General features: G+C 64.5%; 11 protein-coding genes. 4 read left to right on the forward strand and 7 right to left on the reverse strand.

Features of this window, described 5'->3' with window-relative positions:
* Positions 1-328: 328 nt before the first annotated feature.
* Positions 329-1,387: a hypothetical protein gene (locus OTER_RS15180; RefSeq protein ID WP_012375807.1), complete on the reverse strand. Its 1,059-nt coding sequence runs from the start codon at positions 1,385-1,387 to the stop codon at positions 329-331.
* 278 nt (positions 1,388-1,665) lie between these two features.
* Entirely contained in the window at positions 1,666-4,485 is a 2,820-nt protein-coding gene (locus OTER_RS15185) for a DNA topoisomerase III (protein WP_012375808.1), read from the reverse strand.
* A 259-nt stretch (positions 4,486-4,744) separates the two neighbouring features.
* On the opposite strand from OTER_RS15185, the gene OTER_RS15190 reads away from it, so the two are divergent.
* Positions 4,745-6,118, forward strand: coding sequence for a CgeB family protein (locus tag OTER_RS15190; protein ID WP_012375809.1), 1,374 nt, complete (start codon positions 4,745-4,747; stop codon positions 6,116-6,118).
* A 76-nt stretch (positions 6,119-6,194) separates the two neighbouring features.
* Here the strand turns inward: OTER_RS15190 and OTER_RS15195 are convergent, their stop codons facing one another.
* Positions 6,195-7,283, reverse strand: a complete 1,089-nt coding sequence (locus OTER_RS15195) for a pyridoxal-phosphate-dependent aminotransferase family protein (RefSeq protein WP_012375810.1) — start codon at positions 7,281-7,283, stop codon at positions 6,195-6,197.
* Between the two features lie 146 nt (positions 7,284-7,429).
* Between OTER_RS15195 and lpxK the strand changes: the two genes are divergently transcribed.
* The 3 genes from lpxK (at position 7,430) to OTER_RS15210 (ending at position 11,304) form a co-directional block, all read left to right on the forward strand.
* Positions 7,430-8,764 (forward strand): tetraacyldisaccharide 4'-kinase, encoded by a 1,335-nt coding sequence (gene lpxK / locus OTER_RS15200; protein WP_012375811.1) that lies wholly within the window; start codon positions 7,430-7,432, stop codon positions 8,762-8,764.
* Positions 8,765-9,033: 269 nt separating this feature from the next.
* On the forward strand, positions 9,034-10,158 hold the full coding sequence (locus tag OTER_RS15205) for an aminopeptidase (RefSeq protein WP_012375812.1): 1,125 nt from the start codon (positions 9,034-9,036) through the stop codon (positions 10,156-10,158).
* A gap of 153 nt (positions 10,159-10,311) precedes the next feature.
* Positions 10,312-11,304: an adenosine deaminase family protein gene (locus tag OTER_RS15210; protein WP_012375813.1), complete on the forward strand. Its 993-nt coding sequence runs from the start codon at positions 10,312-10,314 to the stop codon at positions 11,302-11,304.
* Positions 11,305-11,493: 189 nt separating this feature from the next.
* On the opposite strand, the gene OTER_RS15215 is transcribed toward OTER_RS15210, so the two are convergent.
* From OTER_RS15215 to OTER_RS15225, 4 genes are all read right to left on the reverse strand, one after another.
* The gene (locus OTER_RS15215) at positions 11,494-14,883 is read right to left on the reverse strand and encodes a DEAD/DEAH box helicase family protein (RefSeq protein WP_012375814.1); all 3,390 of its coding nucleotides are present in this window, start codon (positions 14,881-14,883) and stop codon (positions 11,494-11,496) included.
* A 67-nt stretch (positions 14,884-14,950) separates the two neighbouring features.
* Positions 14,951-15,184 carry a hypothetical protein gene (locus tag OTER_RS25870; protein WP_012375815.1) on the reverse strand — a complete coding sequence of 78 codons (234 nt, stop codon included), beginning with the start codon at positions 15,182-15,184 and terminating at the stop codon, positions 14,951-14,953.
* A 152-nt stretch (positions 15,185-15,336) separates the two neighbouring features.
* Complete coding sequence (locus OTER_RS15220) at positions 15,337-15,642, reverse strand: STAS-like domain-containing protein (protein WP_158305449.1); 306 nt, start codon at positions 15,640-15,642, stop codon at positions 15,337-15,339.
* Positions 15,643-15,644: 2 nt separating this feature from the next.
* Complete coding sequence (locus OTER_RS15225) at positions 15,645-16,580, reverse strand: STAS domain-containing protein (RefSeq protein ID WP_012375817.1); 936 nt, start codon at positions 16,578-16,580, stop codon at positions 15,645-15,647.

Raw genomic sequence — 16,580 nt, forward strand, 5'->3', positions numbered from 1 at the left:
AGCCAGCGGCCTCCCGGAGCGACAAGTGAATTCTCTGCGCGTCCCGTGTTATCTTCGCGACAAAATACGCACAGAAACCATTCCCGAGGCAAAACTCGCGTCATAGCGCGGCCGCAACCTCGTCCGCAGGAGGAAGGTAGATGCGCAACCCGGCGCCGGCGCGCTGTAAGCGGGATCTCCCGATCCGCCGCGATGCGAGCGAGCAATCGGAGCGCGGCCACTTGCGACCTGCGCGGAAAGAGGTGGAGATGGCGCAGGTCGTTTAGCATGGGCTGGCTGTTCGTGCTACGGGCGGCGGGGTCGAGAGACCCCGCCCTACAAAAGGCCATCAGCCGCCCGTGGGTGGTGCCGGAGGCGGTGGTGGTGTGGCCGCGTTGCCAGTGGTCGGCGTAGCCGGGACACGGCCCGTAGAGCCGCCCTGGCGTTGATTGCGGAAAGCCGCGGCGAGATCGGCCTGCGCCTGCTGCTCCTGTTGCAGTTGCCGAAGCGCTTCGACCTGCGGCGCGGCGAGCACCCCGAGCGATTGGGTGATGGCTGTTTCGGTGACGGTGCCGCCGCGGGATCCGAACACTTGCGCGGCGGCTCCCGCCGCGCCGACGGCGCCCGCCAATCCGCTCGCGCGGCTCGTGCTGGTGGTGGTTTGGTTGGCGGCTAGAATCTGGACCAATTGCTCGGACTGCTCGGCCGTGAGCGGCGTGGTCGAATAGCTCAGCCGCTGCTCCAGCTGGTTGACCGTGGCCCGCTGCGGCAGGGTCTGCTCGTAATTCTTGTAGTCCGTAAAGCCGGTTTCGCCGAGCACCGCGCGGATGTTGCTGTCGATATCCGTGTTCGCTTCGGCGACCAGCTGATCGACGGCGGCGCGATCGCGTCGCGGATTGAGACCCTGTTCGCGCGCGGCCATCATCACGTCCATCATCGCAGTGTTCTTTTCCACGAGCAGGTTCTTGAACTGATCGAGCTGCGCCGGCGAGAGCCCGAGCCGCTTGAACAAGCCGGCATAGCGCGAATCCAGCGCGGCCTTGTGCTGCAGCGCCATGAGCTGTTGCACCTGCGGCTGGTCCATCACGGCGGCGAATCGGTTGAAACCGGCGCCGCGAGCGCCACCCCGCACGCTGGGCACGCCCGGTGGCTCGTCGGCGGAAGCCGCCGGCTCGGCCGCTTCATCGCGCGCCGCCGGGGCCGAGGACGACGCGGCGAGTTGCTGCTCCAGTTCGGTACGACGCTTTTCCGCGGCCCAGAGCCGCTGCTGCCAGTCGGCGCGTTCCTTGGGATCGAGCGCGGCGGCGCGGAGCTTCACGAGTTCGAGGTGTTGGCGCCAGGCCAACGCCGCGCCCCCGGCGGTCGTGAGCACCAGCGCGACAAGGAGATAGTTTTTGGCCGAATGCACGCGAGGGTGACGGTAGGCCGCGCGGGGCAGTTACTCAAGTGCGGTGCCGGAGGGTGGGACAACGGCGTCGTTGAGCGGCGATTTGCCGGGGCGAACGGCGGCGGATGCGCGTCGTGGGTGGTGTAGCGAGATGCGTGAGCGTTTCGCGAAAGCCTCACGGCTTGCGCCGGAGCGCGTGGCACGGGCGTCTCGCCCGTGATTCGGCAGGCGCAGAACGGGAGGGCCGTAACCGGCCCACACAGCCATCACGGCCGGGACGGCCGTGCCACGCCGGAACCTCACCGCGGCGGAAACTCGAACTCGGCCTTCGTGCGATTTTTCGAAAGCACGAGGTAAGCGTTGAAGTGCGTGTTTCGCTTCGAGACGAAGTTCTCGATCAGATTCGTGCGGCCGTTCTCGAGCAGATTGTGCAGCTCGCCGGGCGGAATCTCCTTCTGGCAGACGTGCCGTTTCATCGTGAAGACGATCCGGTTGTCCTGATCCGGCCGGCGCACGTAATAGGAGTCGCCGGCTTCGAGAATCTCACCATTGAGCGCCTTCGTCTGACCGAGCACCTTGGCCTTGGACAGGTCCGGCGGCGCCTTGGCCTTGCGGACGATTGGCTTGCCGTCCTTGTCGAGCTTCGGCGCACGCGGCGGAAATTCCCACGTAATCTTGGCGCCATCGCGCTTGAGATACGCGTCGAAGGGCCGGCCCTTTTTCGAGATAAACGCGGTGATCAGCTCGGTCTTGCCCTGTTCGACGAGCTGGATGGCGTGCTCCCGCGTGATCGGCTTCTGGCACATGAGCCGGCCGACGCGGAACGCCTGCTTCCAGCCTTCGCCGTCGCGCTCGCGCAGCACGTAGCTGGAGCCGACCTCGCAAAGCTGGACGCCGGTCTTCGGGTCGGTCCAGAACGGCTCGACGGTGCCGAGGTCGACCTTGTCGCCAAAATCATACTCGGTCTTCCACTTGCCCTTCTCCTCGTCCTTCACCAGCCGCAACACGGCGGAGAAACGCTTGTGCGTCTTGGCGGAAAGGAAGCCATCGAGCGGCCCGATCTTGCCGGTGGTAACCAGCTCGCGGATCTCGGGCTCCTCCATTTTGCGGCCACCGATGACCTTGTAGACCATGAACTCGCCGTCGTGCGATTTGTAGCCGCGCAGCGTTTCGCGCAGGGGTTTATTGTCGGTGGGCGAGGGGATGTCGGTTTCGCGGGCCGCGGAGTCGTCCTCCTCGAAGTTCTTCACGCGGTCGACGATGCCTTTGGTCTGCTCGACCACTTCCTGCATGAACTCTTCGCGGGAGAATTTGCCGTGCTCGATCTGGCGCAGCTTGAACTCCCACTCGCCGGTCATCGCAGGGCTGGTTAGCGCGTCCGTGTGCACCGCACTGAGGAACTGCAGCAGTTGCTCCGCTTTCGCGGTCGGGATCAACTCGCGCTGGCCGCGCTCCATGTATTTCTGATTGATCAGCCCGTCGATCGTGTCGGCGCGCGTGGCGGGCGTGCCGAGCCCGCGTTCCTTCATTGCTTCGGCGAGATCCTCGTCGTCGACGAGCTTGCCGGCGCCTTCCATCGCGGAGAGCAGGGTGGCCTCCGTGTAGCGCGGCGGCGGCTTGGTGGTTTCCGCGTGCAGCACGGGATCGAGCGTCTTCGCCTGCGCGGGAGCGTCGTCGCCGCGTGCGACCGTTGCGCGATCGGCGTCGCTGAGCGCAGGCAGCGATTTCGAGCCGGGGGCATCGTCCTCGACCGTCGTGCGGCCATAGACCGCGAGCCAGCCGGGGACGGTCAGCACCTTGCCCTCGGTCTTGAATTCGTGCCGACCTGCGACGGTGCTGATGCGCGTGGTGATATCGAACTCCGCCGGGGGGAAGAACGCCGCGACGAAACGCCGCGCGATCATGTCGAACACCTTCGCTTCCATCTCGTCGAGGTGCTTGGCCTCGTGGGCGGTGGGAATGATCGCGAAGTGGTCAGAGATCTGCGCGTTGTTGAAGATGCGGCGGTTGGGCCGGACCCAGCCCTGATCGAGCACCTGCTGTGCGTGGGGCGCGAGCGGGCCGTGCAGGTTCTTCAACGTTTCCCGCACGGTGGGAATGTAATCCTCCGGCAGCGCGCGCGAGTCAGTGCGCGGATACGTGATCATCTTGTGCCGCTCGTAGAGCGCTTGCGCGATCTGCAGGGTGCGGCGCGCAGAGAGTCCGAAGCGGTTGTTCGCCTCGCGCTGCAGCGTGGTGAGGTCGTAAAGCCGCGGCGCGATCTGCGTGCTGGCCTTCTTCTCCTCCCGCACGGCGGCGGGCGGCTGGCCCTGGCAGGCGGCGACGATCGCTTCCGCAACGGCCTGCTCCCAGATCCGGTCGACGCGATCGTGCTCGTCGGCGTCGGACTTCTTGAAGTCCGGGCGCTGATAGGTGCCTTCGTAGCGGCCGTTGGTGACTTCGAAAGTCGCCGTGATCTGCCAATAGGCGCGAGGCTTGAAATTGCGGATTTCGAGTTCGCGGGAGTAGACGATCGCCAGCGTCGGCGTTTGTACGCGGCCGACGGACGCCACGTTGCCGGCGCGCGAGCCGAACATGCGCTTGGTGAGCGCGCGCGTGCCGTTGATGCCGATGAGCCAGTCGCTCTCACTGCGGCAGCGCGCCGCGGCGGCGAGCCCGGCCATCTGCTCGCCGTCGCGCAGATGCGCGAACGCCTCGCGGATGCCCTCGGCGGTCATCGTCTGCATCCACGCGCGCTTCACCGGCAGCTTGCACTTGGTGAGCTGATAGAGATACGCGAAAATCAGTTCGCCCTCGCGACCGGCGTCACAGGCGTTGATGACCAGCTCGATGTCCTTTCGCGCGAGCAGCTTTTTCAGCGCGTTGAACCGGTCCTTGGATTCCTCGATCGGTTTCAGACCAAATTTCTCGGGGATGATCGGCAGCGTCTCGAGCCGCCAGAAGCCGTATTTCTTCTTGTCGATGTCCTCCGGCATTTCCAATTCCACCAGGTGGCCGACCGCATACGAGACGACGTACTGGTCGTTCTCGTAGTGATCGCCCTGCTTGGGAATTTTGCCGAGGGCGCGCGCCAGGTCGGCAGCGACGGACGGCTTCTCGGCGATGACAAGTGACTTCATGAGCCGCGAGCCGTTAGGCGCCGCGCCCGGCGATTTCAAGGTTTTGTTTTGCGCGGCGCGGAGAGCGAGGCGCGTCTGGTGACGAAAAAGCGGCCCGGGAAAATCAGGGTTCGCCGAAGTTGCGGCTGCGTTGGCCCACCCGCCTCGTCCGGGTGATTCCCCGAGGGGCGCTCCGGCATTTGACCCTCTGTCGCAGCCTGCGGCGGTCAGCTAGGTTGCGCGGTCCGGCTGAGTCTCCGCTCCGCCTCCTCCGCTGCGCATGAAAATCGTCATTTTCGGACTCACCCTCAGCTCGTCATGGGGCAACGGACACGCGACGCTATGGCGTGGGTTGGGCCGGGCGCTGGCGCAACGCGGCCACCAGCTGGTGTTCTTCGAACGCGACGTGCCTCACTACGCCGCGCATCGTGACCTGGTGAAATGGACGGATGGCGAGCTGGTGCTCTACACCGATCTCGAGCACGTGCGGTACGTGGCTCGCCGGCATCTGCGCGAAGCGGACGTGGCGATGGTGACCTCCGATTGCCCCGACGCTCGCGCGGCCACGGAGCTGCTGCTCGAATCCTCCGTGCCGCAGCGGGTGTTTTACGACTTGGATACGCCGGTCACGCTGGAATACATGTCGGCCGGCCACGAGGTCGCCTACATCGGCCCTCGCGGATTGGCGGATTTCGATCTTGTGCTCAGCTACACCGGCGGGCGGGCGCTGGACGCGCTGCAGGAGCGGCTCGGGGCGAGACGGGTGGCGACGCTTTATGGCAGCGTGGATCCCGATATGCACCGGCCCGTGCCGGTGGATGAACGGTTTCGTTCGGACCTGTCGTATCTCGGCACGTATGCGGACGACCGGCAGGAGACGCTCGAACGGCTTTTCGTTCAACCGGCGCGACGGCTGCCGCAGCGGCGGTTCATGATTGGAGGGGCGCAATATCCCGATCATTTCCCGTGGACGGCGAACATGGCGTTCTTCCGCCACCTCGAGCCGGCCCAGCATCCGGTGTTTTTCTCCTCGTCGCGGCTGACCCTCAACGTCACTCGCCGCGCCATGCGCGCGATGGGCTACTGCCCCTCGGGACGGTTGTTCGAGGCGGCGGCTTGTGGCGCGCCGATTCTTACGGACGCTTGGGAAGGGCTGCGGTTGTTCTTCGAGCCCGGCGAGGAGATTCTCGTCGCTGCCAGTACGGAGGATGCGATCGGCGCGATGGATCGGTCGGATGCGGAGCTGGCGCAGATCGCGCGGCGCGCACGGGAGCGAGTCTTCGATGAGCACACCGCGGCGCATCGCGCGCGTCACCTCGAACTCGTGTTGGAATGCACCGCGCGCGCGCCGGAAGAGGCGCGGCTCGCGGCGGCGCGAGCCGAGGGGCTGCTCGAACCGGTCGGGACGGACGCCCCCGCGGAGTTCGAGCCGGCGGGGCATTTTGCGACGCAGCCGGAAAATCTCGATGTGATGCGCACGCCGGCCGAGCTGACCGACCGGCCTCGGCGCGACCGCAGTGAACCGTCCGGCGCGCCGCGCCGCACGATTACCGCCAGGCATCCCGCCGTTGAACGAGCAGGAGAGGGGCATGGACAGCTCGCCCCGGGCGACGAAGGACGCTGGACACGATTCCGCGCGACGCGCCGTATTTGAGCGTTGAGCGAACGCTCGTCGAAGCCAGCCCCACTGGCCGGGGGTGGCGCCCCCGGCTACAGAACAGCACGGCAAATCAGCTCGCGAGCTTCGGCGTCTCGGCGAAAGCGGCGTCGAAGGACTTCAGCATCGCGGCGATCGTCTCGTCGGTCTCATCGCCCATGTTGGAGATCCGGAAGGTCTTTCCCTTCAGCTTGCCGTAGCCGCCATCGATCACGAGGTGGTGCTTCGATTTCAGCGTCTTGTTCAACGCGGCGAGATCGATGTTCAGCGTGTTCGCGAAGCAGTTGAGCGTGACCGAGCCGTAGCCCTCCTTCGGGAACAGCTTGAAGCCTTTGGCCGCCATGTGGTCGCGGACCATCTTGTTTAGCCGGGCGTGCCGCGCGTAGCGGTTCTCGACCCCCTCGGCCTTGATGTCTTCGAGCTTCGACTTGAGCGCGTAGATGTGCGCGATCGAGGGCGTGCTCGGCGTCATGCCTTTTTCGTGATTCGTCTGGAACTCGACGAAATCGAAATAGTAGCCGCGGCCGGGCTGTGACGCGGCGCGGTCGAGCGCGCGTTTCGAGACCGAGAACAGCGCCAGCCCCGGCGGCATCGCGAGCGCCTTCTGCGAGCCGGTGATGAGCACGTCGATGCCGAGCTCGTCCTTTTTAATCGGCACTCCGCTGAACGAGCTGACGGTGTCGACGATCGAGATCACGTCCGGGAACTGGCGGATCACGGCCATCAGCGCCGGCAGATCGCTCATGCAGCCGCACGAGGTTTCGTTGTGGATGAGCGTGATCGCGTCGTAGGCGCCGGTCGCGAGTTCGCGCCGCACCGCCTCGGGATCGACCGGTTGGCCCCAATCGAACTTCAGCGCGCCGGCGGCGAAGCCGCAGCGCTGCGCGACGTCGTTCCACTTGTCCGAGAACGCGCCGTTCATGCAGTTCAGCACCTTCTTGCGCGTGACGTTTCGGACGGCGCCTTCCATGACGCCCCACGCGCTGCTGGTCGAGAGGTAGACCGGATCCTTGGTGTAGAACAGAGCCTGCAACTCCGGTTGGATGGACTGATAGAGCGCAACGAAGTCCGTGCTGCGATGCCCGATCATGGGCTGCGACATGGCGCGGAGGGTCTTCTCCGAGACGGCGATGGGGCCGGGGATGAAAAGTTTGTAGCTCATAGATTTTTCGTCGCGCAAAAACCTGAAACAGGTCTTGGCAGCAGGAGGAGTTCGGATTTGGCAGGGCCGGCAATCGATGCAGACCCTCGGAAAACAGTTTACGTGCCCCGGTCCGTCAATCTTAGGTTTTTGCCAAGCAAAAACCTGTGTCCTGGTGGAAACGAAAGTTTAACGCGCTCGAACTCTACACGATCGACGTGATTCTGGGCCGCCGCGCGGACACCGGGGCCGCAGTCTACGGCGCTTTTTTGCAGGCGCTGTCCTGGTTGTTCAACGGCATCGCGCAGTTGCGGCTGTGGCTTTATCGGCACCGGATTTTGCATGACCAGCCGCTGGGCTGTCTGGTCGTGGTGGTGGGCAATCTCACCGTCGGCGGGACGGGCAAGACGCCGGTGGTCGAAAAATTCGCGCGCGCGCTCCGCGACCGCGGCCGCAAGGTCGCGATCCTGAGCCGCGGTTACAAAAGCAAGTCGGCTCCGTTCTGGAAAAAATGGTGGTATGCCCTCAACCACGCCGAGGAGCCACCGCCGCGGATCGTCAGTGACGGCACCCGCGTGCTGCTCGACTCCGAGCAGGCCGGCGACGAGCCCTACATGCTCGCGCGCAACCTGCCCGGCGTGATCGTGCTGGTGGACAAGAACCGGGTGAAATCGGGCGCGTATGCGATCAAGAAGTTTGGCTGCGACACGCTCGTGCTCGACGACGGCTTCCAGTATCTGCCGCTCAAGGGACGGCTGAACCTGCTGCTGGTCGACAAGACGAATCCCTTTGGCAACGGCCACCTGCTGCCGCGCGGCATCCTGCGCGAACCCATCAAGCACCTGCGGCGCGCGAGCTATGTCTTCCTGACGAAATCGAACGGCCACCGCGATGAGGAGCTCGAGCGCTTGATCAAGCAGCACAACCCCGACGTCGACATCATCGAGTGCGCACACCGGCCGCAATACCTGCAGCGGTGGCATGGGCGTCTCGCCCATGATGCGAGGCCTGATCCCGTGGGCGCACCCAACGCGGTCCCGTCGACAATTGCCGCGGCGGCCCCCGTTCACGGGCAGGATGCCCGGGCCACCGAATTCACGGGCGGGACGCCCGTGCCACCCAAGCCGGGCAGCGGCCGCGAGCCCCTGTCGTTCCTCAAGGGCCGGCGCGTGCTCGCGTTCAGCGGCATCGCCACGCCGGAGAGTTTCGAAAAATTCCTGCGCGATCTCGGCGCGCTGATTGTCGCCCGCGAGCGGTTCCTGGATCACTACCGCTATACCGACGAGGATTTCGGCGCGCTTTTCGCGGCGGCGAAGGAAAACAAGGCGGAGTGTCTGGTCACGACCGAGAAGGACGCGGTGCGGATTCCGGAAAACTACGTGTGCCCGCTGCCGCTGTATTACCTCCGGCTGGAGATCGACATCATCCGTGGCGCGGCCGATTTCGACGAAGCAGTGGGGCGGATTTGTTTTCCGCAGACGGAGGTCAGACGGCTGGTGTGAGGCCGGAACGATGGGTAGGGACGGCTCTCCGAGCCGTCCGGGAAAGTCACGAATCATTCGCGGACGCCACGGAGTGGCGTCCCTACCGACCCAACGGTGCTGTGTAGGGGGCATCGCTTGCCCGTTCGACAAGCTCAGGGCCCCGAGCCGGTCGAGGCGACGCCCGGGACGCACCAAGGTGCGATCCTACGAAACGGGGAACTCAACGGCCGTGCACTCCCACCTTTCCCCTTGCGACCGCGGGGCCGGACTCCGTTAGTTGCGAGATCATGTTGATTGATCCCCGTTTCACGCAACTGGCCGCCGGGCTCACCGGCTTCTCGACCTCGCTGAAGAAAGGCGAGCGGGTGTTGATTGATGCCTTCGACGTTCCGGATGCGATGGTCGTCGCGTTGATCCGCGCGGCGCGCGCCCGCGGCGCGCATCCGCTCGTGCAGGTGCATCATGCGCGCGTCACCCGCGAGCTCAACCTGCACGCCGAGGAAGCGCAGTTCGCCCCGCATGCCGAGGTAGAACTCGCGCGGATGCAGAAGATGGACGCCTACATCGCGCTGCGCGGATCCGACAACATTTTCGAGGCCAGCGACGTTCCGGCCGATCGCGTGCAGTTGGTCAGCCGGCTGATGAAGCCCGTGCTGGATCACCGCGTGGGCAAGACGAAGTGGGTCGTGCTCCGCTGGCCGTCATCGGCGATGGCGCAGCAGGCGGGCCTGAGCACCGAGGCGTTCGAGGATTTCTACTTCCGCGTCTGCACGCTCGATTACAGCCGCATGACGCCGGGCATGAACGCGCTGAAGGCGTTGATGGAAAAAACGGACCGCGTCGAGATCAAGGGGCCGGGCACGGATCTGACGTTCTCGATCAAAGGCATCAAGGCGTGCCCGTGCGGCGGGCTGCGTAACATTCCGGACGGCGAGGTCTTCTCGTGTCCGGTGCGCGAATCGGTCGACGGCGTCCTGCAGTACAACGCGCCGTCCGTCTATCTTGGCACCTCGTTCGACAACATTCGGCTGGTGTTCAAGCGCGGCAAGATCGTCGAGGCGACGTCATCGAACACGAAGCGGCTGAACGAGATTTTGGATAGCGACAGCGGTGCGCGCTACATCGGCGAGTTCGCGCTCGGGTTCAATCCGCACATCCTGCAGCCGATGCGCGACATTCTGTTCGACGAGAAGATCGCGGGCTCGTTCCACTTCACGCCGGGGCAGGCGTACGAAGGTTTCGGCAACGGCAACAAATCGCAGGTGCACTGGGACATGGTCTGCATCCAGCGGCCTGACTACGGTGGCGGCGAGATTCGCTTCGACGGCAAACTGGTGCGGAAGGACGGGCTTTTCGTCCCGAAAGCGCTGCACAAGCTCAACCCAGAGTATCTGCTGAGCACAAAGAAATAGACGAACCTCCCGCGAAGCCCGCGAATGGACGCGAATGTGTTCTGCGTCTGGGTCGTCTCTTCCACGGGGGAACCTCGTGGCGTAGCCGCAAACCGCGGAGGTCGCTTCGGTGATTCGCGTCCCTTCGCGTGATTCGCGGGAAGTATTCTTGCCATGAAATTGTCCGACTTCATCCAGGCTTTGCCGAAAACCGAGACGCACCTTCACGTCGAAGGTGCGTTGCCGTACGAACTGCTGCAGGCGTGGAAGCCCGAAGAGTATCCGCCCAACCCGGCGTTCCGGCAGCCCGATTATCGTTACGCCACGTTCCCCGATTTCGATAGTATCCTGCTCTCGCATGCGCTGCCGTGGTTCACGAATGCCGAGCGTTACTACGAGGCGTCCAAGGCGATCTTCGCCAAGCACGTCGCGCAGAACGTGCGGTATGTGGAAACGAGTTTCCATCTGGCGGTGACGAAATTCATCCGGCTGCCGGGGCCGGAGATCATCGCGGCGATCCGTGCGGCGGTGCCGGCGGGGTTGGAGGTGCGAATCTTCACGGGCATGTTGCGCAGCGACATCGTGGGCGACTTGCGTCCGACGATCGATCAGCTCCACACGTGGGACGGGCTCGCGGGCGTCGACCTGCACGGCTTCGAAGCCATGCGCACGGAGCCGGAAACGGCGGCGATCTGGGCGCGGCTGCGCGCGGCGGGGAAGATCACGAAATGCCACGCCGGCGAGTTCGGCGGCGCGGACCGCGTGCGCGAGGCGATCGAGCAACTCGGGGTCGACCGGATTCAGCACGGCGTGCGCGCGATCGAGGATCCCGCGGTCGTGCGGCTTGCGGCGGAACGCGGCGTCACCTTTGACATGTGTCCGATCAGCAATCTCCGGCTGCAGGTGGTGCCTTCGTTGCGCGAGCATCCGATCCGGCGGTTCATGGCGGCCGGTGTGCGCTGCACGGTCAGCACGGACGACCCGCTCAACTTCGCGAACACGGTGAACGACGAGTATCACGTGCTGGCGAGCGAACTGGACTTCACGCGCGCCGAGCTCTCCCAGGTCGCCAGGAATGGCTGGGCCGTGGCCGACGTGCCGGTGGCGATGAAGCGCGCGGTGTCGGGCGAGATCGACCAATTGCTGAACGGCAGCACGCCGGCGTAGCTGGTTCTGGCGTTGGAGTGGATGTGGCGGCGCGAGGAACGCCAGCGCAACCCGCCGTTCCCCGCGGGTTCGAAGCCTACCAAGCAGATCGACCGGTGGGCGGCAGATTGGGTCTTGTCGCTGGCAGCAGTGATACGTGCGGGGCGCAGCTTCAGAATGGCCCTGCACGTGAGCGCACGAATTATGAGTTCAGACGACTGCCCGTTCGCGAACTTGCTCGAGCAGCGCGAGCAACTCGTCCACCTGACTCGAATCGAATACCCCGTCCGGTCCCTGCGCGTTTACGTCGGTGAATGGAGATTCATAGAGCAATTTCGGCTCGACCACGCCTCGTTCGGTCAACTGATCCACCACCATGTTCACGAACTCGAGTTGGTTGGCCGTGAGGATCTTCCCGGCCGTGAAGGCGTTCAACGCCTGCTTCGCGGCTTCGCGATCCAGCCCGACGAGCGAGCGCACGAAAAGCCCCAGACCGTCGCTGGCTGCCTTGGCCGTTTCCCACTGTTCGGGAGTGGCGACGCCGCTTTCGGCCAGCACCCGCTCCAGCTCCGCGAGATCTACGGCGGTCAGTGGTTCATTCATCCGCAGCTTCTGGATCGTGAGGTGGCTCTGATGCGCGCGCAAAAACGCCCGCACCTTCTCGCGGAACTTCTCGAAGTTTTCCGCGGTGACGAAATCTGCGAGGACGACCTCCTTGGCCGCCGCCATTGAGTCCTCGAAGTCCGTGTAGATCGGTTTGCGCTGCCGTTTGTCGATGAGCTTGACCAGCGAGCGCAGGCGTTTGCGCGTCTGCTCGAGCATCGGGAGCGTCACGTCGGTCCACCATCCCTCCGTCTGCACTTCCAGAATACGGGCTAGTTGCGCCTGGATCATCGGGATGGCCGCCTTCTCCTCCAGCAGGCCGGCGATCGCGATCACCTGATTTTTGAGACGTTCGAACTCCCGCGCGTTCCGCAACACGGCGAGCTGAAGGTTCAGGATCAGCAGATCGAACCGTTTTGCTTCCTCCTCCTCCGGGTCCAGCTCCGTCGGCAAACCGGCCACATGATAGGCCAGTTCGCCTCGAGCCGCGGAATCCATTGCGACCCAGGCCTCGGGCTTGGCGAACCGCTCGACGAGCCGTCGCTGCGGACGGACGACGAAATTGTCGACGTTCATCGCCGCCACTTCGGTCTGCAGAACCGCGCGCAGCTCGTGGCCGAGTTCGGCTTCGCCTTCCGCGGGCTCGTGCGACATTCCGGCGAAGGCTCGGTCGAGTTCGCCGATGACTTCCAGCCGCGCCGTGAAGATGCGCTTGCTTAGCGACGCGCCCAAAGCACCGGCGGTCGTCTCGGGGTGCTGGCTGAAGAACTCGAGGTTCTGACAATAATCGAAGATGTAGAAGAAGGCCTTGTGTTTGCCCGGACCGAATAGATCCGGACACAGCCGGGTGCCGCGACCGATCATCTGCCAGAACTTCGTTTTCGATCGGACCAGTTTGAAGAAGACGAGATTGACGACCTCCGGCACATCGATGCCGGTGTCCAGCATGTCGACCGAGATCGCGATGTGCGGCATCTTCGCGGGATTGGAGAAGTCATCGATCAGCGATTGCGCATAGGGCAGCCCGCAGTGAATCACCCGGGCAAACGCGCCCTTGAGGTGCGGGTAGTTCACGTCAAAGCGCTGAGCGATGAACTCGGCATGATCCTTGTTCTTGGCGAACACGATCGTCTTTCCCAACCGGTCACCGCCGGCGACGGTTTGACCATGCGTCATCAGGTGCTCCAGCACCTTGTCGACCGTGTCCTTGTTGAAGAGCCATTTGTTGACCGCCTCCGGTTCGACCCTCTGCGGAGTGGTGCCTTCCTCGTCCCACTCGACCCCGTCCCACTGTTCCTTCTCCTCCTCGGACAGGTCCTCATATTTGATCCCATCGCGCTGGAACTTCAGCGGGACCGACACGGCTTTGGCCGGCACGAGGAACTTGTCCGCCACCGCGTTCTTCAGGTCGTAGGCATCCGTTGGCACGCCTTTCTCCAGGTCGAACAGCCCGTAGGTGTCGCGATCGATTTCCTCCCGCGGTGTGGCCGTCAGGCCGACGAGCAGCGAGTCGAAATAGCGGAAGATCGCACCGTATTTTTGGTAAACCGACCGATGGGCCTCGTCGATGATGACCAGATCGAAATGCCCGGTGCCGAAGCGCCGCTGGCCGTCCTTCGTCTCATCGATCAGCCCCATCATCGTCGGGTAGGTGGAGACAAACACGCGGCCCGCCGCCTCCGGTTCCGTCACCAGATTCACTGGTGACGCTTCCGGCAGGAAACGCTTGAACGCGTTCACCGCCTGGTTCACGAGCGCGGTGCGGTCGGCGAGAAACAACACCCGTTTCACCCAGTTGCATCGCATCAACAGGTCGCACAGCGCGATCACCGTCCGCGTCTTTCCGGCGCCGGTGGCCATGACGACGAGCGCCTTTCGTTCGCAGTCGGCCTCGAATGCCTCGCCGATTCGGCGGATCGCGCGGGTCTGATAGTAGCGTTCGACAATCGCCGGATTGATCGCGGCTCCAGCCAAGGAGGTGCGCGTTTGCCGCCGCAGGATCATCAGCTCCAGTTCGTCCTTCTTGCGAAAACCCTGGACCGGCCGCGGCGGATACAGCGCGTCATCCCACAGCCAGTGCTCATAGCCGTTCGAGCAGAAGATGACCGGCCGCCGTCCGAACTGCTGCTCCAGACAGTCGGCGTAAAGCTTCGCCTGCTGTTGGCCGATCGCGGCACTTTTTCGCGTGCGCTTCGCCTCCACGACCGCGAGCGGTCGGCCGTCGTCGCCCCACAGCACGTAGTCGACATAGCCCTTCTTCTGCTGATTCGGCATCCCGCTGACCTCGACCTCCCGGTCGCGGGGCTGATTCAGCGGCCAACCGGCTTCCTTGAGCAGCAGGTCGATGAACGCATCGCGGGTTTGTGCCTCGGAGTAGTCGTGCTGATCCGGCGTCGCGGCGTTGCGCTTTTTGATGGCGGCGATCTCCTGCCGCGCCTGTGCCAGCTCTTTGCTCAGCGTTTCCTTGTCCGCAAACAGCGCTGCGAGCCGTTTGTCCTTCTCGGCGAGTTGCGCCGCGAGTTTCTGCAACTGTTCCTGCGTCTGCGTCGGCACCGGCGCCGACTTCGGCAAGGTGTCCGGTTCAAACGCGAGGTCGTCCGCGGGCCGGGCGCCGCGGGCGTAGGTTCGGGTCAGCCAGAAACAGATGTGGAACAGCTCGCGCACCGTGGTCAGCGCGTCGAACGCCTTCACCGCGCGGTGGCTGTGCACCGCCTGGTTCCCGTAGCGCGTGATCAGCACCGCCTTGTTGAAGACCGCCGGGCCGGCTGCGGTCTTGAACGTGGGCTCGTGAATCAGCGCGCTCAGGTTCTGTTGATACGGCAGTTTCAGCGCGTCGTCGTTCGTGTAGAGCCACGTGACCCCGATCTCCAGCGCCCGCCGGGCGTAGAAGCACGCGGTCCGCGGATCGACCAGTGCCAGCGCTTCCGCCTTTGCCGCCGCCTCGAAAACCTCTGGCCACTCGGACTGGAGAAACGAAAACTGCGAACCGGCGCTCATGCTGGCGCGCGGGCGAGGAACACCTGCGGTGCCACCTCCATCAAAACGTTGGTGTCGACCAGCACCTTCATTCGCGGAGACGGCGATACCGCTCCAGGAGATAGACGAGCCGCGGATCGGAGGGATCGTCCTCCGGCAGCGTGAATTTTCCCGCCCAGCGCTGCGCCAGCGCCGAAGGCTCATGGCCGTCCATCCATGTCCGTGGGCGGCTCCGTAATGCTTTGGCCGCGCGCGCGATGGTGTCGACGATGACGTCGAGCAACCGGCGTGCTTTCGGGCGGGGAGGCGGGACGCGCGACATGGCGGGAGGAAACCGCCTGTAAGCTGCGCCCCCGCCGTGCCTCCCGCAAGCCTACAGCTTTGAGGTGCCGACGAACGCCACGTTGGCGATCTTGTTCATCTCACCCAGTGCCAGAACCACGATCCTTGAGCAGCGGTCGCGGGCGGTGCCGTTCAAGCGTCGATCCGGCCCTCAATCTTTTGCAGGCCGAGATCGATGGCCGCCTCGACCAAGACCCGGACCATCGGATTGCAGCCTTTGAAAACGAAGCGAGCCAGGGCGGCCTCGCCATGCTGCTCCACCAACCCGGCCACCAAGGCGTTCATGAACGAGCTGTTGGCACTCCGCACGCCCGTGAAGTCCAGGGTGATGCGCGGGGAGATGGCCACGTAGGGTTCGATTCGCGTGAGCCGGAAACGCGCGGCGGCTTCCCCATCGGCCAGATGGGCGCCGAATTCTTGGGCGAGCCGCAGTTCCACGTTCACGTGTCGAACTTCGCCCGACCTTGGCCGGGACGCAAGAGCCCAGATGCTCGTTTGGCCTGATCCAGGAGTTGCGCGAAATCGCGCACGCGGTCCTGTCGGAACGTGACGGCAATCAAGGTGCCGGGGTAGCTGCCTCCGTCGCGCAGCGTGCCGGCCTGAGGTCGAGCAGAATCAGGATTCCAACGCACCACGCCCCGACCGCTGGCGACCAGGAGCCAAGCTGAGGCCAGTTCCGCCATCTTCGCGGTGAGCGTGAGGCCCACGCCTTCATTGGTCGGACTGCCTTTGGAAGAGATCCGGGGTTCGAGGGCCTTGAGGATGGCGCCGGTGTCATCCAGCGCGGCAGCCCACGGCAAACCGGCATCGCGGAAGCTTTGGCGGATGCCGCGACCGTTGTCCGCGATGGCGAGGCGCACGAGCCCCTCGGCGGCACCGACTTGGGCACAGGCGAAGCCGGCACCGCCGCTGTGCTGGCGCACGTTGTTGCCCATCTCGGTCAACACATACCAGACGAGATCGTAGAGTCCGGCGAGCGGATGCTCCCAGTCGTCGCCGCCCGGAGCGACACAGAGGGCCATCTCGCTGCCCATTTCCTGGACGCGATGATCGATGACGCGCACGGGAACGAAACGACCGCGCGCATCGTGGCGGCTGAACATCTCCGGCAGGTTGAAACCGCAGACTGCGAGCACATCCATGCGCTGCAGATACCCGAGGATGGAGCAACGCTCGAGCCCTACAGCCTGGATGACAATTCCCCTCAGCCGCCAGGCCGCCACGCGGCTGCTCAGGGCGGCCAGCGCCGCCGGCGAGACTCTGCGTAGCGCGCTGAAGTCGATCACAACTTCGCGGTCGTCAGCCTCGGCGCCGATGAGAGTTAAGAAGGGCAGGAGACCATCGGCATTGACGATTTCCGGGAGCGTCAGGTGCAT

Source organism: Opitutus terrae PB90-1 (assembly GCF_000019965.1).
In the GTDB taxonomy this organism is placed as follows: domain Bacteria; phylum Verrucomicrobiota; class Verrucomicrobiia; order Opitutales; family Opitutaceae; genus Opitutus; species Opitutus terrae.